An 18,999-nucleotide genomic window follows, 5' to 3' on the forward strand; every position below is an offset into this window, starting at 1 on the left:
CGGTCTGACCGCCTCCGCCGGAGGCTCGACCGCCCGGGTGACCTCGCGCCCCAGCCCCTGGAAGGGGTGGATCAGACAGGCGACCACGTCGCGCACCTCCCGGTGGCGGCCTCGAGCGGGCAGGCCGGTGACGCAGCCCGTCAGTCCAGCGACGCGACGGCCCGCCGGAGCGCGGCGAGGCCCGCTTCGATGTGGTCCTCGTCGCACGCATAGGAAAACCGGAGGTAGCCAGGCGCCCCGAAGGGGGTGCCAGCGACCGACGCCACGTGCGCCTGCTCCAGCATCCAGGTCGCCACGTCCTCGTCGCCCGCGAGCGTCTTCCCCTGGAACGAGCGGCCGCAGAGGCCGCGCACGTCCGCGAACGCGTAGAACGCGCCCTCCGGCATCCGGCAACGTATCCCCGGGATCGCGTTGAGCCCCTCGACCATCAGCGAGCGCCGCCGGGCAAAGGCCGCGCGCATCGCGAACACCGCGTCGCGAGGCCCGTTCAGCGCCGCGACGGCGGCGGCCTGCGAGACGGCCGCCGCGCTCGTGGTGCTCTGACCCTGGACCACGTCGAGCGCCCGCGCGACCTCGGTCGGCGCGATGCTCCAGCCGATGCGCCAGCCCGTCATCGCGAACGTCTTGCTGACGCCGTCGACGACGATCACGCGCGGCGCGAGGTCCTCGGCGAGGGCCGGGAGCGACGCGTGCTGGAACCCGTCGTAGGTGAGGTCGGCATAGATCTCGTCCACGATGATCCAGCAGTCGTGGCGCCGCAGCACGCCGAGGAGCGGGCGCAGGTGCTCCTCCGCGTACGCCGAGCCGGTCGGGTTCGAGGGCGTGCACAGGACGATCGCCTTCACCCGTGGAGACAGCGCGGCCTGCAGCGCCTCCGCCGTGAGCCGGAAGCCCGCCTCCTCGGTGGTCCCGACGATGACCGGCGTGGCGCCGACCAGGCGCACCTGCTCGGGGTAGCTCACCCAGTACGGCGCCGGGATGACGACCTCGTCGCCCGGCTCGAACAGCGCGGCGGCGAGGTTGAACAGCGCGTGCTTCGCGCCGCAGCTCACGGTGATCTGGCTCGGCAGCGGGCGCCAGCCGCGGTGCTGCTCCGTCGACGCGCAGATCGCCGACTTCAGCTCGGGCGTGCCGGACACGGCCGTGTAATGGGTGGCGCCCGCGTCCAGCGCCGCCTTCGCCGCGCTGCGGATATGCTCGGGCGTGTCGAAGTCCGGCTCGCCCACGCTGAAGGAGTAGACCCTGTGCCCCTCGGCGCGCAGACGCGCAGCCCTCGCCGCCATGGCGAGCGTTGCGCTCGGCGCGACGGCCGAGAGACGGTCAGCGAGCTTCCTCGGCATCGAGACAATGAGGAATAAAGGGGGGCCCGGGACGACGCAAGGCACTAGCGCCCGGCGGTTGCGCAGGCGGCCCGGATGTGCCTTGCCCCGCGCGGGCCGCTGCCCTGCGCCTCGATCGTCGGGGAGCCCTGGGACGGGCGCGGCGCTCGCCGCCGGCCAGCCCGGCGCTCCGGAGCCGGCCCGCGCTCTAGGGCGAGGGCGACTGCGTGGCGCCGCCGACCTGGACCGCGGGCTTCTGCTCGTCCTGCTTGATCGAGTAGCGCACCAGCGCGCGGAGCACGTCGTTGCGCTGCACGTTTCCGAGCAGGCTCTTCATGTCCTCGTAGATCGACGGATCGACCAGGAGCGCGCCCAGCGTCCCCTTGCCCGCCCTCATGTCGTGCACGATCGCCCGAAGATCGCCCGTCATCGCCGTCACGTTGGCGAGCGCCTCGGCGCCGTCACCCTTGCCCCCGTAGAGGGCGTCGTGCGCGAGGCTGTCGCTCTCGCGGATGCCACGCAGCGTCAGGGCGACCTCGTCCGCGGCGTTCCCGAACTGCTGGATCTGCTTCTGCGGGCCGTCGCCATAGATGACGTCGTGCGCGAACCCCGGCCCCTCCTTGACGCGGGAGACGACCCCCCGCACCTCGCGCAGCGTGCCCGCGAGCTCCGTGCTCACGCGGTCGAGGCTCGCCAGGGTGCGCGAGATGCGCTCGGCCTCCTCGGGGTCGGTCAGGAAGCGGTGCGGGTAGCCATCCCCCTCCGTCACCTGCTTCATCAGCGTGTTCGCCGAGGCGACCGTCTCGCGGAGATCCTTGTGCAGCTTCTCGTCGGCGATGTTCTCCGAGACCTTCTGGATGTTGTCCAGCGTCGCCTCGGCCTTCTCGGCCATGCCGGTCACCTTGCCCATCACGTCGGTCGGCACCTCGCCCGGGATGTGGCTGCCCGGGGGGGCCGACTCCTGGCTCTCCCCCTTCGTGATCTCGAGCATCTTGTCGCCGAGCAGGCCCTTGTTCGCGATCTGGGCCCTGCTGTCGGTCCGGATCCGGCTCGCCTCGCTCTCGACGACCTCGAGCTTCACGTAGATCTTCGAGTCCTTCGGGTCGGGGCCGTAGCCGACCTCGGCGACATGGCCGATATCGATGCCGCCCATGCGGATGGGCGCGCCCGGCTTCAGCCCCTGCACGTCGGCGAAGCTCGTCCCGAACTCGACCGAGGAGTCGAAGAGCCGTCGCTCATCGCCTATCAGGAAAATGACTACGGCGGACAGTACAAGCCCCGCCAGCACAAAGAGTCCGACCTTCAGATCGCGCGCTCTGCCCATGCAGAAGGGCATCTTGCGCTATCTCGGGAGGATCGTCACGCGCCGAGAAGCGTCTGGACGTCTTCGTTCACCGGGGCGGTCCCGGTAATGAAATCGGCGACACGAGGATCTTTGGACGCGCGGAAGTCCTCCGGCGTGCCCGTCGCGATGACCTCGCCTCGGTAGATCATCGCCATCCGATCCGAGATCGAGAACGCGCTCTTCATGTCGTGCGTCACCACGATGCTGGTGACGTTGAGCGCCCCCTTGAGCCCCTTGATGAGGTGGTTGATGCGCTCGGTGTTGATCGGATCGAGGCCGGTCGTCGGCTCATCGTAGAGGATCACCTCGGGCTGCACGGCGATGGCGCGGGCGAGGCCGACGCGCTTCTTCATGCCGCCGGAGAGATCTCCCGGGCGCATCTGCTCGATGCCAGGCAGGCCGACGAGCGACAGCGCCCAGTGCACCCGCTCGGCGATCTGCGCCTCGGTCATCTCCTTGCGGTAGTGCTCGTGAAGGCCGTAGGCGACGTTCTCGCCGACCGAGGTCGAGTCGAACAGGGCGCCACCCTGGAAGAGCATCGCGATGCGTTGACGCACCCCGGCGATGCGCGCCTCGCTCACGGTCGTGATCTCTTCACCGTGGAACTGGATACTTCCATCGTCAACGTCAAGCAGGCGGATGAGCAGCTTGAGCATGACGCTCTTGCCGACGCCCGAACCACCCATGACGGTGATCGTCTCGCCCGGATACACCTCGAGGTTCAGGTCGCGGTAGATGACCTTCGGCCCGAAGGCCTTGCGCACATGCGAGAACCGGATCAGCGGCTCAGCCACGCGCGAACGCTAGCACGCCGCCCGGGCCCGCCGCGAACGCTCAGTCGGCCGATGCGATGTGCTCGATCCTGATCTCGACGGCGTCCCCGCCGCGCCACGCGTCGCGCCGGAGGCGGCCCACCACGTCGACGCGCCCGCCGGCGAGCCGGGACGCGAGCTCACCCAGCTCGAACCCGAAGCACGCGATCTCGCGGCGGGCGACGGTGAGCTCCAGCTTGAGGTGGCCCTTCAGGTTCCTCGCCGAGCGCACGGCCGCGCCCGCCACGAGGACGTGGGCGGCGCGGTTCCCCTCGCCGCACGGCTCGAGCCGCTCCAGGTCGCGCGCCACGGCCGCCGGGTCGTCGCGGTCGTCGAGCCGGGCGTGGGCGGTCGCGAGCCCCACGGCGCCCGGGAGGTCCAGCTCACGGAAGGCGTCGCACCACGCCGCCCGGAGCGCCTCGACGCGATCGGCGCGCACCTCGACGCCGGCCGCCGCCTGGTGGCCGCCGAAGCCGACGAGCTCGGCGCTGCAGCGGACGAGCGCGTCGTGGAGTCGCGCGCCGGACGGCCCGCGCACGGAGCCGCGTCCCTTCACGCCCTCGAGGGCGATGACGATCGTGGGCTTGCCGAAGCGCGCCGTGAGCCTGCCCGCGACGATGCCGACCACGCCGGGGTGAAAGCCCTGCCGCGCGATGACGATCGCCGGATCGCGATCGAAGCCGGCGCGCTCGATCTCGGCGAGCGCGGACGTGAGCATCTCGTCCTGGATGGCCCGCCGCTTCATCTGCGCCTGCTCGACCGTCGCCGCGAGCGCCGAGGCGGTCACGCTGTCCTGCGCGAGCAGGAGCTCCAGCGAGATGTCGGGGTCACCGAGCCGGCCGGGCGCGTTGAGGCGCGGCGCGATGCGGAAAGCGACGTCCTCGGCGGAGGCGCCGCGCCCGAGGTCGAGGTTGGCGAGCGCCGCGAGCGCGCGGAGCCCGGGACGGGGCCCGGTCTGGAGCACGCCGAGGCCGGCGCGCACGAGCGCGCGGTTGTCGCCGGTCAGCGGCGCGACGTCGGCGACGGTGCCGATGGCCACGAGGTCGAGGTAGGGGCGGAGGTCGAGCGAGGAGCCGAGCTTCTTGCGCACGGCGGCCAGCAACGAGAGCGCGAGCCCGCACGACGCGAGCCCCTTGTACGGGAAGCCGCAGTCGGCGCGGTGCGGGTTCAGGAACGCGATCGCGGGGAGCGGATCCGCCGGCACGAGGTGGTGGTCGATGACGACGCAGTCGATGCCGGCGGCGCGCGCGGCGGCGAGCCGCTCGTGGTCGCTGGAGCCGCAGTCGCACGTGATGAGCAGCGTGGGGCAGGCGCGCATCACGCGCTCCAGCGCGGGCGCCGAGAGGCCGTAGCTGCCCTCGGCGCGCGTCGCGAGGAGCGGCACCACCTGGCCGGACATGGCGCGCAGCGCGCCGGTCATGATCGCCGTCGCGGTGATCCCGTCGCAGTCGTAGTCGCCGAAGACCGCGATCCGCTCGCCGGCGCGCACGGCGCGCGCGATCCGCTCGGCGCTCGCCTCGCGGTCGGCCATCGCGTCGGGAGAGGTGAGGTGCGAGAGCCGAGGATCGAGGAAGCGCCGGGTCGCGTCGTCCGGAGCGCGGCCGGCCCGGTGCAGGATGTCCGCCACCGTGATCGAGAGGCCGAGCTCGCGGGCCATCGCGAGCGCCTCGGCCGACGCCTCGCCCGGATCGGCGATGCGCTCGGCGCAGGGCGCGCCCGCGCCGCCTCGCGCGGCGGGCGTCGGCGCCTCGCGCTCGGCGAGCTCTTTCCAGGCCTCCGTGGCCGTGCTCGTCATCGCAGGAACGGGTACACCGACGCCACGGAGGCGTCTACGGCCTGGGGTCGGGCATCGCGAGCGAGCGCGACCACGACGCCGGGCGAGGCGCTCAGACGACCGCGTCGGCGCGCTTCTGCGCGCGCACGCGGCTCACCTTCTTGCGCTTGGCGCCGTTCGAGCCGAAGAACCGGCGATCGATCCACTCGGTGAGCGGCGCGGCGACGTAGATGGAGGAGTAAGTGCCGACGACGATGCCGACCACGAGCGTGAAGGCGAAGTCCCTGATCACGCCCGTCCCGTAGAAGAGGAACATGACGAGCGACAGAAACGTCGTGAACGACACGAGGATCGTGCGGCCGAGCATCTCGGAGAGCGAGAAGTTGATGACGGCCGCGAAGCTCATGTCGCGGTGCTTCGCCAGGTTCTCGCGGATACGGTCGTAGACGACGACCGTATCCGTGATCGAGTAGCCGACGATCGTGAGCAGCGCGGCGACGGTGGAGAGCGTGATCTCGCGCTGCGTGATCACCATGGCGCCGAGCGCGATGCCCACGTCGTGGACCAGCGCGAGGATGCCGCCCGGCGCGAACCGGATGTCGAACCGGAACGCGATGTACGCCATGATGAAGAAGATCGTGATGAGGACGCTCTTGATGGCCGCGTCGCGGAGCTGCGCGCCGGCCTTCGGCCCGATCCACTCGACCCGGAGCGCCTGGTCGGGCACCTTGTCCGCGCCGAGGTGCTGCCGGAGGCCGTCCATGAGCTGGTCGCCCTTGGACTTCAGGTGGATCTCGACCTTGTGGTCGCGCTCGCTGACGATCAGCGGGTTGTTCGCGCCGGGCCTGATGTCGACCCCCTCGATGCCCTCGAGCTGCTTCTTGATCCCCTCCAGGTCGGGCGCGGCGTCATAGCGGGCGGAGATCTTGTCGCCGCCGGGGCTGAACTTGACCTCGGTCGCGCGCACCGCCGGCGGACAGCGATCCTCCGGGACGGGGACGTTCTCGGGCGGCAGGCACATCCGATCGCGCAGCGTCGCCTTCTGCTGCTCCGTCAGGGCGGAGACCTCGTGCACCCGGATGAGGTAGCGGTTCGGGTTGGCTTGATCCGCGACGGACACGACGTCCGGCGAGTCGAAGCCCGACTTGGTGACGGCCTCGCGGACCTCGGCGCTCGAGACCTCGCCCTTGAAGGCGACCTCGACCTCGGTGCCCCCCTTGAAATCGGTCCCGAGCTTCGGTCCCGGCACGATGAACGAGATGATCGACAGGATGAGCAGCACGCCGCTGAGCCCGATGAAGAGCCAGCGCTTGCTCATGAAGTCGAACTGACGGCCAGGTTTGATGAGTTCCATCGTCGTGTCCCACTCTCGGAGCGCCGCGCCCGCGGTCTCCCTCAGAAAGCCGGAGATCCGCGCTCGCGGCCTCCCTCAGGACGCGGAGCCCCGCGCCCGCGTCTACCTCAGCCGAGCGAGAGCTTCTTGACCTTCCGGCCGCGGACCGCCCAGTCGAACATCAGGCGGGTGCACACGACCCCCGTGAACAGGCTGATGGCGATCCCGACGATCAGCGTGATCGCGAAGCCCTTGATGGGGCCCGTGCCGTACTGCGCGAGGATGAGCCCCGAAATCAGCGTCGTCACGTGGCCGTCGAGGATGGCGCTGAACGCCTTGTCGTAGCCGACGTCGACCGCCGCCCGGGGGCTCTTGCCGTTCCGGAGCTCCTCGCGGATGCGCTCGTTGATCAGCACGTTGGCGTCGACCGCGATGCCCATGGTGAGCACCAGGCCGGCGATGCCGGGCAGCGTCATCGACGCGCCGAACATCGCGAGCACGGCGATCTGCAGGATGAGGTTGAAGATGACGGCGACGTCCGCGATGAGCCCGGCGCGGCTGTAGATCACCACCATGAACACGACCACGAGCACCCCGCTCGCGATCGCGCCCTTCATGCTCTGCTGGATGGCGTCCTTGCCCAGCGACGGGCCGATGCGCTGCTCGTTCGACGGGGAGATCGGGGCCGGCAGCGCGCCCGACCGGAGCACCAGCTCGAGCTTGCGCGCGTCCTGGAGCTGCTGATCCGGGTTCTGCGAGCCCATCGTGATCTGCGCGCGGCCGCCGCCGATCTTCGTCTGGATGACCGGCGCGCTCTCGACCTTCTCGTCGAGGATGATCGCGAACCGCCGCTTGATGTTCCTGCCGGTGATGTCCTCGAACCGGTCGGCGCCGAGCGGGGTGAACTCCATCGACACGTACCAGCCGCCGAGGCCGCCCTCGCTCTGGTCGGGCAGCGCCTGGGCGTCGCGCACCATGTCGCCCGTGATCTCGGCCTTGCTGAAGAGGAAGTACGTCCGCCAGCCGATCTCTTCGATGACGTCCTTCTCCTCGTTGTACTCGAACAGCTTGCCGTAGCCGACCTCGTTGTCGGGCGGGACCTGGAGCGTCCCGACCCACTCGCGCAGCCGCTTCAGCGTGTCGCGCATCTCCTCGTGCTCTGCGCGCACCATGCGGGCGAAGTGGACCGGCTTGGTCTTCCCGGGGCCGACCGGCGCGTTCTCGATCGAGAACGTCAGCCCCTTCGGGAGGTCCTCCTCCTTGGCGCTCCTGGCGATCGGCTCGAAGAAGTCCTGGTCGTCATCGACCATCTTGAACTCGAGGCGCGCCGTCTGGCTGATGATCTCGCGGATCGTGTTGAAGGCGTTCTCGTCATCGCCGGGGACCTCGATGATGACGTCCTCGTCGCGCGTCGAGACGCTCGCCTCCTTGAGGCCGAGGCCGTCGACGCGGCGGAGCACCGTCTCCTTGGCCTGCGTCACCGCCCGCTCGCGGATGCCGCTCGACACCTCGTCGCGGATCCGGAACCGCGCGACGTTGCGGTCCGCCGACCGCTGGAGCTGCAGCTCGCTCAGGAACTTCGAGAGGAACTCGTCGTTGATCTTCGCGGAGTCCGCCGGGTCGTTGAAGGTGATGACGATCGTGTCGGTCTGCTCGCGCGACTTCTCGATGCGGAGCTTCGTCTGGAGCTTCTGCATCTCCTCGATCGTCGGCGGCTTGTCGCCCTGGGTGAACCCGAACGACCTCGCGAGCGCCCCGCGCAGGTCGTCGTAGTACCGGTCGCGCTTGTCGCTGATCGCCTCGTCGACGTCGACCGTGTAGACGAGCCGGAGGCCGCCCTTCAGGTCGAGCCCGCGCACCAGGCGGAACGGGATGTTCGAGGTGAGAAAGCGGCTGAAGCCGAGCTCCCCGCGCTGCGCCCTGGTCTGCTGCTCCGACAGCTCCTCGGACGACAGACCCGAGTGGTCGGGGCGGCCGTGCCGCTCGTCGTGGTAGGTCGGGTAGATGCAGAGCGCCGAGCCGAGCGCGAGGAACAGCACGAAGCCCGTCTTCGCCCGCCACGCGAAGTCGATCCACGGGCCGGCGCAGAACAGCGCCCACGGCACCATCAGCCCGAACGTCGCGAGGGCCCAGAACACGTGGTAGTGGGCCGCGATCGCGGCGGCGCCCGCGGCGAGCGCCGCCCAGGTGAAGACGCCGCGCCGCGGACGGCTGAGCCACGCGCCGAGGAGGCACAGGCCGGCGACGCCGGCGAACCCGTACTGGAAGATGTTTAGGAGCATGGAGTGTGGCGCCGCGGGGGGCGGTAAAAAGCTTCCTGTTGGGCCGAGCGCCGGCCTACGACTTCTTGTCCTTCGCCGGTTCCTTCGCCTTGTCGGCGACCTTGGCGTCTGCCGCCGCGACCTCGCCCGGGTCCGGGCCCTGGATCGCGCTCTTCAGGATCTGCACGTTCACGCCGGGGGCGATCTCCAGCTTGACCCTCGGTGAGTTCGGGCTGAGGTCGGTGATCCTGCCGAGGATCCCGGACTGGGTGTAGACCCGGTCGCCCACCTTGAGGCTCGATTCGAGCTGCTTCTGCTTCTTGTTCTGGCTCCGCGTCATCACGAAGATGAGCAGCAACGGCAGCGCCAGGATGAGGAACGAGAAGGCCCCCCCGCCGAACGGCCCAGGCGGCGCCTCCCCTCCGGACGGCGGCGGCGACGGTTGACCTTCGACCGGCGCTGCGGGCGCGTTGCCCGCGCGCCCGGGGGCGGCGTTCGGCTGGAACCAGTTTGAGCTTGCCAAGGTGACGCGTCTCTCCGGGACCCGACGGGGCTCGCCCGCAAATTGCGGGCCTCTCCCAACCCCCCGGGGCCCGCCTCCATACCCAGGATCCAAGGGTCGCGCAAGGAGCTAGGCGGGCAGCCTCACCCGGACACTCCAGGAATCCAGCGTCGCGGGCGTTTCCGCTCCTGCTCTGTCGCGCCCTGCGCCGCCGGAACGCCGCGGGTCCAGCGAGGGAGCGCCGCGGCGCGGCGTCAGCCGTCGCTGCCGAAGACCATGTGCCGGCGGGCCCGCTCTCCGCTCGCGATCTCCGCGAGCGAGAGGCGCACGTCGCGCTCGGTGATCGTGCCGTCGATCGTCGCGAACGTCGCGGAGATGATCGGCGGGATGCGCCCGACACCGGGGAAGCCAGGGGCCCACGTGAGCGCGTCCGCGAACGCGGCCTTCACCCCGGCGGCGACGGGCCCGTACGGGGCGAGCGGCACGTCGAGCGGCTCGAGGACCACGACGGCCCTGGCCCGCCCGAGGGTCTTCACCACCTCCGCGCCGAAGAACGGGCGGAGCGCGCGCACGCCCACGAGGCCGACGCGCCGGCCCTGCGCGCGGAGGCTGCGCACGACCTCGCGGGCCGCCGGGAAGGCGCAGCCCACCACGACCATGATCTCCTCCGCGTCGACGGTGTCGACGCGCTCGATGACGCCGAGCGGCCTGCCGGTCAGCGCGCAGAGCTCCCGCATGGCGCTGGTGAGCGCGAACGGCACGCGCGCGCAGAAGCTCCGCTCGGCCCGCTTGCGCACGACGCCGCGGCCCTGCGGGCGAGGGCCCCCGTCGCCGTCGCTCTCGCCGGGCGCCGCGTCGATGAAGGTCGGCGCGGTCCGCTCCGCGCCGAGGAAGCGGGCGGCGAGCTCCCGCGCGCCGCCGAGGCCGGACACGTCCGACGGCAGCGCGTCGACCAGGTGCAGGAACGGCGTCTCGCTGTCCTCGGCGGCGCGCCGCGCCACGAGCGCCATGTCGGCGGCCTCCTGGTTGCTCCACGTGACCAGCACCCCCGCGCCGACGTCGAGCGCCGGCGCGAGCTCGTCGCGCCCCACGGCGAGCCCGCCGCGCCGCTCGATGACGTGCACCGTGAGCGGCGTCCGCACCGCCGCCGCCTCGCCGAGCGCGGCGAGGGCCCCCACGAGCTCGTGAGCGCCCAGCACGACGCTCGCCCGCTGCCCGGCGCGGGTGCGCGCCGCGGCGCCGCGGATGGCCTCGGTGGCGCTCGCGGCGCGCTCGATCGGCAGATCACCGGGCACCGCCGCGTGGGCGGCGAAGAGCGCTCCCCCCGCGGCCACCTCGACCACCGCGATCACCGCCGCCGGATCCGGCGGCGAGCCCAGACCGTCAGGTCCTGCCATCCAGCCGTTCGTCACCCGAGCCGCATCCGAGGTCAAGCGCGAGCGCGCTCGGATCGCGCGCGACGACCGGCCTGAAGTGGCGCGGCGATCACGACGCCCGTCTCTGGACGTAAGGGTCATCGGCGCGAATCGGTGGTTCGGCGTGGCTCAGGCAACCCGAGAGGTGCGCTGAACGGCCCTGCGCCGCGCTCGACAACGGCGCGCAGCGCAGGGCGTCGGCTGGCGCCGCGCGCAGCCCCCCCATGGCCCTGGGCGGCCGCTCGCTCGAGCTCGGGCATTCCGGGCGGGGGACGTCAGGCAGCACCGGCGAGGGCGCCGTGCCGGCGGCACCGATGGCTGCTGCCGCGCGTGCCTCCGCGCTCAAAACGCGGTCGCGAGAAAATGATCGCTTGACGGACTCGTACGCCCTTGATAGGAGGCGCTCTCCGTTTCGTCGGCCTCGTGCCGAGCGAGCGGGACATAGGCGCGTAGCTCAGTGGTAGAGCACTACCTTGACACGGTAGGGGTCGCCGGTTCGAAACCGGCCGCGCCTACAAATCAGCAGGAGACTTAGCCTGCGAGGTTTCATGGCCCTCGATCAGACAGCCCAGGCCGCCTCGGCGGCCCGCACCACGGTGCGCGAGGCTCTCGCCGACGACATCGCCAAGGACCGCACTGTCATCGGCGCCCGCGTCAACGGGCGCCTCCTCGATCTCCACACTCCCATCCTCCGCGACGAGGCGACCCGGATCGAGCCGGTCCGGACGACCGATCCGGACGGCCTGCGCATCATCCGGCACTCGACGGCGCACATCATGGCCGACGCCGTGCAGCGCCTGTTTCCGGGCACGAAGGTCACGATCGGACCCGCCATCGAGGCGGGCTTCTATTACGACTTCGACAAGCCGAGCGGCCCCTTCACGGACGAGGATCTCGCCAAGATCGAGGCGAAGATGCGCGAGATCATCGCCGCGGGCCGCCCGTTCCGGCGCGACGTGGTGAACCGCGAGGCGGCGCACGAGCTCTTCGCGCAGATGGGCGAGACGTACAAGCGCGAGCTCATCGACGCGATCCCGCCGGGCGAGGACGTCTCGCTCTACCGTCACAGCGACGGCGAGCGCGAGTGGGTCGATCTCTGCGAGGGGCCGCACGTGCCGGACGCCTCGGTGCTCCAGGCCGTCAAGCTGGTCAGCGTGGCGGGCGCGTACTGGCGCGGCGACGAGCGCAACCCGATGCTCCAGCGCATCTACGGCACGGCGTTCCCGAGCCAGGCGGCGCTCGACGAGCACCTCAAGCTCCTCGCGGAGGCGAAGGAGCGCGACCACAGGAAGCTCGGGAAAGAGCTCGAGCTCTTCATGTTCCACGAGTACGCGCCGGCGATGCCGTTCCTCCTGCCGCGCGGCGCGCATGTCTACAACGCGCTCGTCCAGTACATGCGCGACCTCTACGTCGACTACGGTTACGAGGAGGTCATCACCCCGCAGATCTTCGACAAGCGGCTGTTCGACACGAGCGGTCACCTGCCGAACTACCGCGAGAACATGTATCTGCCGGTCACGGCGGAGCACCTGGATGCGATGCGGCTCGCGCTCCGGCTCGGCGTCTCCCCGGGGGAGGCGGACGCGGCGGCGTACAAGGAAGCGGACACGAAGCGCGACGCGGCCGTCTTAGAGCAGCTCGCCGAGCTCGAGCGGCTCGCGCAGAAGCCGATGAACTGCCCGAGCCATTGCCTCATCTTCGGGCAGCGGCGGCGCAGCTACCGCGAGCTGCCGTGGCGGCTCGCAGACTTCGGGCGGCTCCACCGGTACGAGCGCGGCGGCGTCGTCCACGGGCTCGCCCGGGTGCGGAGCTTCTGCCAGGACGACGCGCACATCTTCTGCGCGCCGGAGCAGATGCACGGCGAGATCCAGGCGTTCCTGCGCCTCCTGCTCGAGGTGTACGCGGCGTTCCGGTTCGCCAGGATCGACATCAAGCTGGCGACCCGGCCCAAGAAGCGCATCGGCACCGACGCGCAGTGGGACGCCGCCGAGGGGGCGCTCGCGGACGCGCTGAAGCAGGCGGGCCTCCCCTTCGAGTACGCGCCCGAGGAGGGCGCGTTCTACGGCCCGAAGCTCGAGTTCCACGTCGAGGACGCGCTGCGCCGGAGCTGGCAGCTCGGCACCATCCAGGTGGACTACGCGCTGCCCGACCGGTTCGAGCTCGAGTACACCGGCGCCGACGGGGCCGCCCATCGCCCCGTGATGCTCCACCGGGCGATCCTCGGCTCGCTCGAGCGGTTCTTCTCGGTGTACCTCGAGCACATCGGGGGCGCTTTCCCGGCCTGGCTCGCCCCGGAGCAAGCGATCATCGTGACGGTCAGCGAGAAGCAGGCCGCCTACGCCGAGGAGGTGGTCGCCCATCTCCGGAGCCGCGGGCTCCGGGCGAGGGCCGACCTCGGCTCCGACAAGCTCGGCGCCAAGATCCGGGCGGCGCGGTTGACGCGCGTCCCGTACGTGGTCGTCGTCGGCGACAAGGAGGCCGAGGCCCGCAAGGTCGCCCCCCGGTCGCGCGACCTGAACAAGGACCTCGGGGCGATGCCGCTCGAGGAGTTCGCCGACCGGCTCGCCGCGGAGTCGAGGCCCCCTCGCCTCGCCGTGAGCTCATCGAGTTCGTGACCTGCCGTTCCGTCCGGATCCTCCCGCCGGCAGGCCCCTCCCCCACCCCCGTCGAGCCCGGTTGCCCCGGGCTCCGGAACGCCCGTGCGCCGCAGCGGCTGTCGTGCTTGCTGCCGTTGCCTGCGGCGCGGAGTCAGGCGACATTGGCATGGTGATGGTCGCCGCGACCAGGTTCGGTCGCGCAGCGGCGGTCCGTCGCTTTCAGGATCACAGAACACAAGGAGGCAGGGAAATATCACATGGCGATGAGACGCTTCGACCCCCGGCAGGCCCAGCGGGGGCCGCAGATCCGCATCAACCAGCGCATCCGCGTCCCGGAGATCCGCGTCATCGGCGATGACGGCGAGATGCTCGGCATCATGCAGACCCACGAGGCGCTGCGCCGGGCACAGGAGAAGGGGCTGGATCTCGTCGAGGTCAACCCGAAGGCGGATCCTCCGGTCTGCAAGATCCTCGACTTCGGCAAGTACAAGTACGACGAGAAGAAGAAGGCCCGCGAGGCGAAGCGCAAGCAGAGTGTGGTGGAGATCAAGGAGATCAAGCTCCGTCCCAAGACGGACGATCACGATCTCGAGTTCAAGACCAGGGCTGCGCACCGGTTCCTCGGCGCCGGTCACAAGGTGAAGTTCACCGTGCGCTTCCGCGGCCGCGAGATCACGCACCCGGAGAAGGCGCAGGAGCAGCTCGACTGGATCGTCCAGCACTGCGAGGAGATCGCGAACGTCGAGGTGCGCCCGATGATGGAGCAGCGCACGATGACGCTGATGATGGCGCCCAAGCCCGCGATCCTGCAGAAGGTCGCGCAGGCCCGCGCCGCCGCCGAGAAGGCCCGCCAGAAGGCGCTCCAGGAGGGACGCGCCGCTCCGGCGACGGCCGACGCGGAGGACGAGGAGATCGAGAAGCTCGAGAGGCAGCTCGAAGAGCAGGACGACGACGACGACGACGACGAGGCCGAGGGGAACGCGTAAAGCGCCCGGCGAGAGCGCGCCACGACGCTTGCGGCGCCTGCAGCGCGGCGCGGGCGGCGGTGCGCGCCCGCCGCGGCGTCAGCGCGCGCCCGTCACGGCGTCGGTGCGCGCCCGTCACGGCGTCGGTGCGCGCCCGCCGCGGCGTCAGTGCGGAATCAGACCGCCGAACCACGCGCCCGCGGCGAGGACCGCCAGCGCGGCGAGGATCAGCACGGCCTTCACGGCGCCGCCCCCTGCCGGAGGGAGCGGCCCCGGGTCCAGGTCGCGCGGGGGCGCCACGGCGAGCGGCGCCAGCGCCGGCAAGGGCGGCGCAGCGCGCTGGAGCCCGGGCGCGTGCTGTGGGGAGGCCAGGGTCGTCTCGGGCTTCCTCACGAAGGGCTGCTCGGCGAGCGGCGGCGGTGTGAGCGGCGGCGGTGTGAGCGGCGGCGGTGTGAGGGCGAAAGGCGGCGGCTCCGCGGGCCTGGGCGGAGGAGCTGCCGGCAGCGTCGGGGGCGGGGCGAGCAGCTCGGGCTCCTCGAGCGCGGCCAGGTTGCCCGCCTCGACCGACACCGCGGCCAGGGACCGCCGCATGAGGTCCTCTCCAGGCGCCGAGATCTTGATCTCGTCGGCCCACTTCCCGATGTCCTCGAAGGCCGAGATCTTGAGCGGCTCGTTCAGCCGTGCGGTGCTCGGCGCCGCCTTGTCGTCCGGGATCGACGTGAACTCGAGCAGGGTCTCTTCGATGAGCCTGTCGATGAACGACGCCTTCTCCGACGCGGGGGCGCGCCTCCGGAGCGCCATGGCGCTGCGGACGTGCTCGGCGATGTCGTAGGCGCTGACCGGCCGGCCGAATCTGTAGAGGAAGTTCGTCAGATCGCGGCCGAACTCGCGCGCCGAGGCGTAGCGATCGCCCGGCTCGCGGGCGAGCGAGCGGGCGATGATGCGATCGAGCTCGGGGGGAACGGCCTTGTTGATCGTGGAGAGCGGCGGGATCTGCGCCTGCTGCACGAGCTTGACGGTCTGGTAGTCGGTGTCGCCGAGGAAGAGCCGCTTCCCGGCGAGCATCTCCCAGAGGATGGCGCCCACCGCGAAGATGTCGGTGCGGTGATCGACCTCCAGGCCCTGCGCTGCCTCGGGCGAGAGGTAGCTGAACTTGCCCTTGATGATCCCTGCCTCGCTCTTCTCGAGCTGGCTCGTCGCCTTGGCGAGGCCGAAGTCGACGATCTTCACCTCGCCGTATTTCGTGATGAGCACGTTCGGGGGTGACATGTCCCGGTGCACGATCTTGAGCGGGTGCCCGTCGGCCGCCTTGAGCTCGTGGGCGTACGTGAGCCCCTCGCAGAGCTTCGCCGTGATGAACACCGCGGACTCGACCGGGAGCGTGCGGCCCGCCTTGCGCATCGACTCGAGGACGGCCTTCAGGTCGGCGCCGTCCACGTACTCCATCACGATGAAGTACGCGTTGTCGCCGACGCCGATGTCGAACACCTGCGCGACGTTGGAGTGGGAGAGGTGCGCAGACAGCCGCGCCTCGTCGAGGAACATCGCGATGAAGCGCTTCTTCTCGCTGAGGTGCGGGAGCACGCGCTTGATCGCGACCTGCTTCTTGAACCCCTCGATCCCCGCGCTCTCCGCGAGGAAGACCTCGGCCATGCCGCCCGAAGCGAGCCGCTCGACGACCCGATAGCGCTGCTGCTGGTGGGCTTCCGTCATGCTCCGCCTAGTACATCACGTCCCACGCTGTGCGCGGAAACAACCGGCTCTTCCCCCCGGCGCCCTGCGCGCGACGCGCAGGCGTGCGCTCTGTTACGAGCGCGTTCGACGTCCAGAGGACGCGCTCTCGACGCGGGCAGCGACGAGGACGGGCGTCCGGACGCGACGCGGGGCTCAGCCCGTGAGCGCGCTCCTCGCGAACGAGCGAGGCGCAGGCGTGAGCGGCACCGCCACGGCGCGCGGGCGGCTCCTCGGCGCGACCAGGGCGCGCTGGCGCGGCGTCAGATCGAGCTGCGCGGCGGCGCGCTGGCGGCGATCGTCGAGCTCCGCGGCGAGCATGTCCTTCACCATGTCGAGCAGCTCCGGGAAGCCCGAGAGGCGCAGCCCGACGTCGTTCGTCCAGAGGATCACCTCGAGCTCGCCGTCAGGCGCCCTCGCCTCCGGATCCCAGGCGAACACGGTCTCGGCCGCCGCGTCGATCCCGAACGGGACGAGCGCGCTCCGCGCGCCGTAGCGGCCGCGCACCGTCGTCGGCACGGCGTCGCGACCGCCTGCGCCGCGCGCCTCCTCGCTCTCGCAGTGCTCGAGCACCATCCGGCCGACATCCATGTACGAGCCGCGCGCGAGCGCGCGCACCCCGAGCAAGCTGGCGCCCTCGAAGAGCTGCGGCCAGCCGTCGTGGCGCGCGAGCAGCTCCCGGTAGCTCGGCGGCAGCGGCATCCCGAGGCGACGCTCGACGCCGGCGATCGCCGCTTCGGACGCTCCCGCCGGCGGCGCGATCGGCATCCCTCGCCGCGGATCCATCCGCGCGAGCTCCAGCTTGAGCGCGCGGATGCTGTGCATCGACTCGAGCCACTTCATGCGCGCGACCCTACGCGCCCGGCGGCCGAAGGAGCAAAAAACGCGCGACGCCCGGCGCCGCGACGCGGCCGCGGCCCGTGGAGCGCGGGTGCTTGACAGTCATTTGCGCTGGCGGCACGGTGCTTGCGTGGCCGACCTGGGGTCCTGGGCATCGCTTCGCACCGCGCGCACCGCCTTCGTGGTGGCGGGCGTCACGTTCGTGTTCGTGTCGCTCGCGACCGCGTGCCTCGACTACGCGGGCGAGGAGCTGTTCGATCAGTGCGACACGCCCGCGGCGCCGCTGCCCGGCTCGGGATCCGGGTCGGGCGCGATCGTCGACGCAGGCGCGCCCGGCGCGGATCAACCGGACTGCGGCGCGCCGACGCACGCGCCCGGATCGGGCTCCGGCTCGGGCTCGTGAGGGAGGAGCGGCGCGACGCGGTCGCCCTCGCCGCGCTCACCGCCGCCGCGCTCGCCTCCCGCCTGCTGTTCCGCATCGACCACGACGAGGACATCGACGCGCTGCGGTTCGCGCTCGGCGTGGAGCGCTTCGACGTGGCCGAGCTCCGCCCGCACGCGCCGTACTACCCCGCGTTCATCGCGGCGGCGAAGGGGGCCGCGCTGCTCGGCGCGACGCCGCGCGCCGCGCTGAGCCTCGTCAGCGCCGTGTCGGGCGCGGCCACCGTCGCCTTCACGGCGCTGCTCGCGCGCGCCGTCGCCGGGCGGCGCGCCGCGGTGTTCGCCGGCGTGCTCGCGCTCGCCTCGCCGTTCCTGTGGCTCTCTTCCGAGAAGCTCCTCAGCGACATGACCGGCGCCGCGGTGACGACCGCGGCGCTCTGGCTGTGCGCGCGCGCCCGGCGCCTCGGCCGCACAGCGGGCGCCACGTCCGCCGCGCGGCCCGGGGCCGATCCGCCCGACGCGCAGCCCGAGGCCGATCCGCTCGACGCGCGCGCCGCGCGTCTGCGCACGGGCGCCCTCGTGCTGCTCGGCGTGGGGCTCGGCGTGCGGCTCTCGTACTTCCCGTTCGCGCTCGCCTGCCTCGCCGCCATCGCCCGCGCCGAGGGCGGCCGCGCCGCGTGGCTCGCGCGCGGCCGCGACCTCGCGACCGGCGTGCTCCTGTGGCTCGTGCCGCTCGTGCTGATCGCGACGCCGCGCGACCTCGTCGCGACGACGTGGGTCCAGGGGCTCGGGCACTTCACCCGCTGGGGAGGCACGGCGATCACCGTCTCGTCGCCGCTCGATCGCCTCCACGGCGTGGTCTGGGGCCTCTGGGCCAACGGCCTCGGCGGAGCGTGGCCGGACGCCCCGGCGGCGCGGTGGCTCGGCGCGCCGCTCCTGATCGCGCTCCTCATCGCCGCGGCGTGCCGCGCCGCGCCCCTCGGCCGCGCGGCGCGCGCGGCGCGCGATCAGCCCGAGCTCTGGGCCTCCGCGCTCGCCTACTTCGTGTGGGCGCTCCTCGGGCAGAACATCGCCTACAAGCCGCGGCACTGGCTGCCGCTCGTCCCGCTCCTCCTCGTCGCCCTCGCCGCCGGCGCGGCGTCGCTCGTGCCTGCCGCCCCGGCCGCGGCGCGCGCGGCGCGCCTGCTCGCGATCCGCGCCGCTGCGCCCGCCGTCCTCGTCGCGGCGGTCGCGGCGCAGTGGTTCGCGGACGGGCTCTCCCTCGCGCGCCAGCACCAGGCGCCCTCACCGGCGGCCGCGATCGTGGGCTTCCTGCGCGACGCCGACGCCGAGCAGCGGCCCGTGCTCACGCGCGACCTCGACCGGATGATCCTGGAGGGCGCGCCGGGCCGGCGGCCGGTGCGCGTCCGCAGCGACGCCGCGCTGGTCCGTGCCGTCGAGCAAGCCGGCCCCGCCGGCGCGCTCATCACCAGCGAGGCGCTCTCCCGGGAGGCGCGTGACGCGCTCGCCGGCCGCGGCTACGCGATCTCGATCCGCTTCGCGCGCCCGCGCTCGCGCTACGTCGACGCGCTCTGGAGCGATCTCGCCCTGCTCGAGGCGGCGCCCTCGGCGCCTCCGGCCGATCAGGCGCAGCCGCGCCCGCCGCGCGACGCGACCGCGCGCTGAGAACGAGGTTGACCTCCGTTTTCAGGGGCGCGAAGACTCGCGCCCTGCCGAGCGCCTCA

Annotated in this window: 14 protein-coding genes and 1 tRNA gene; 5 read left to right on the forward strand and 10 right to left on the reverse strand. The window is 71.8% G+C overall.

Annotated elements, in window-relative coordinates; translation table 11 throughout:
* Nucleotides 1–140: 140 nt before the first annotated feature.
* From WME96_RS23400 to WME96_RS23435, 8 genes are all read right to left on the reverse strand, one after another.
* Nucleotides 141–1,283 (reverse strand): pyridoxal phosphate-dependent aminotransferase, encoded by a 1,143-nt coding sequence (locus tag WME96_RS23400; RefSeq protein ID WP_437283802.1) that lies wholly within the window; start codon nucleotides 1,281–1,283, stop codon nucleotides 141–143.
* A 244-nt stretch (nucleotides 1,284–1,527) separates the two neighbouring features.
* Nucleotides 1,528–2,607 carry an MlaD family protein gene (locus WME96_RS23405; RefSeq protein ID WP_437283803.1) on the reverse strand — a complete coding sequence of 360 codons (1,080 nt, stop codon included), beginning with the start codon at nucleotides 2,605–2,607 and terminating at the stop codon, nucleotides 1,528–1,530.
* Nucleotides 2,608–2,678: 71 nt separating this feature from the next.
* Entirely contained in the window at nucleotides 2,679–3,458 is a 780-nt protein-coding gene (locus WME96_RS23410; RefSeq protein WP_437283804.1) for an ABC transporter ATP-binding protein, read from the reverse strand.
* Between the two features lie 40 nt (nucleotides 3,459–3,498).
* The gene (recJ, locus tag WME96_RS23415; RefSeq protein ID WP_437283805.1) at nucleotides 3,499–5,271 is read right to left on the reverse strand and encodes a single-stranded-DNA-specific exonuclease RecJ; all 1,773 of its coding nucleotides are present in this window, start codon (nucleotides 5,269–5,271) and stop codon (nucleotides 3,499–3,501) included.
* 91 nt (nucleotides 5,272–5,362) lie between these two features.
* Nucleotides 5,363–6,604 carry a protein translocase subunit SecF gene (gene secF, locus WME96_RS23420; RefSeq protein ID WP_437283806.1) on the reverse strand — a complete coding sequence of 414 codons (1,242 nt, stop codon included), beginning with the start codon at nucleotides 6,602–6,604 and terminating at the stop codon, nucleotides 5,363–5,365.
* 107 nt (nucleotides 6,605–6,711) lie between these two features.
* A complete protein-coding gene (gene secD / locus WME96_RS23425; RefSeq protein WP_437283807.1) occupies nucleotides 6,712–8,865 on the reverse strand; it encodes a protein translocase subunit SecD in 2,154 nt (717 codons plus the stop codon).
* 55 nt (nucleotides 8,866–8,920) lie between these two features.
* A complete protein-coding gene (gene yajC / locus WME96_RS23430) occupies nucleotides 8,921–9,367 on the reverse strand; it encodes a preprotein translocase subunit YajC (RefSeq protein WP_433926051.1) in 447 nt (148 codons plus the stop codon).
* A gap of 233 nt (nucleotides 9,368–9,600) precedes the next feature.
* Complete coding sequence (locus WME96_RS23435; RefSeq protein ID WP_437283808.1) at nucleotides 9,601–10,743, reverse strand: transketolase; 1,143 nt, start codon at nucleotides 10,741–10,743, stop codon at nucleotides 9,601–9,603.
* Nucleotides 10,744–11,204: 461 nt separating this feature from the next.
* Here WME96_RS23435 and WME96_RS23440 point away from each other — a divergent pair.
* The 3 genes from WME96_RS23440 to infC all read left to right on the forward strand — a co-directional run bounded on the left by WME96_RS23440 (nucleotide 11,205) and on the right by infC (nucleotide 14,344).
* Nucleotides 11,205–11,276 (forward strand) — tRNA-Val (locus tag WME96_RS23440).
* A 33-nt stretch (nucleotides 11,277–11,309) separates the two neighbouring features.
* The gene (gene thrS / locus WME96_RS23445) at nucleotides 11,310–13,376 is read left to right on the forward strand and encodes a threonine--tRNA ligase (protein ID WP_437283809.1); all 2,067 of its coding nucleotides are present in this window, start codon (nucleotides 11,310–11,312) and stop codon (nucleotides 13,374–13,376) included.
* 245 nt (nucleotides 13,377–13,621) lie between these two features.
* Nucleotides 13,622–14,344, forward strand: a complete 723-nt coding sequence (gene infC / locus WME96_RS23450) for a translation initiation factor IF-3 (RefSeq protein ID WP_437283810.1) — start codon at nucleotides 13,622–13,624, stop codon at nucleotides 14,342–14,344.
* 144 nt (nucleotides 14,345–14,488) lie between these two features.
* On the opposite strand, the gene WME96_RS23455 is transcribed toward infC, so the two are convergent.
* Entirely contained in the window at nucleotides 14,489–16,036 is a 1,548-nt protein-coding gene (locus WME96_RS23455; RefSeq protein WP_437283811.1) for a serine/threonine protein kinase, read from the reverse strand.
* A 174-nt stretch (nucleotides 16,037–16,210) separates the two neighbouring features.
* On the reverse strand, nucleotides 16,211–16,897 hold the full coding sequence (locus WME96_RS23460) for an SMI1/KNR4 family protein (RefSeq protein ID WP_437283812.1): 687 nt from the start codon (nucleotides 16,895–16,897) through the stop codon (nucleotides 16,211–16,213).
* A 127-nt stretch (nucleotides 16,898–17,024) separates the two neighbouring features.
* Here WME96_RS23460 and WME96_RS23465 point away from each other — a divergent pair, with 127 nt between their 5' ends.
* Together WME96_RS23465 and WME96_RS23470 are read left to right on the forward strand one after the other, a co-directional pair.
* Nucleotides 17,025–17,297 carry a hypothetical protein gene (locus tag WME96_RS23465; RefSeq protein ID WP_437283813.1) on the forward strand — a complete coding sequence of 91 codons (273 nt, stop codon included), beginning with the start codon at nucleotides 17,025–17,027 and terminating at the stop codon, nucleotides 17,295–17,297.
* Nucleotides 17,294–18,940 carry a hypothetical protein gene (locus tag WME96_RS23470; RefSeq protein WP_437283814.1) on the forward strand — a complete coding sequence of 549 codons (1,647 nt, stop codon included), beginning with the start codon at nucleotides 17,294–17,296 and terminating at the stop codon, nucleotides 18,938–18,940. Before WME96_RS23465 ends, WME96_RS23470 begins: the two co-directional genes overlap by 4 nt.
* Nucleotides 18,941–18,999 lie beyond the last annotated feature (59 nt).

The sequence above is a fragment of the Sorangium sp. So ce406 genome (assembly GCF_051474675.1).
Lineage (GTDB): Bacteria > Myxococcota_A > Polyangia > Polyangiales > Polyangiaceae > Sorangium > Sorangium cellulosum_G.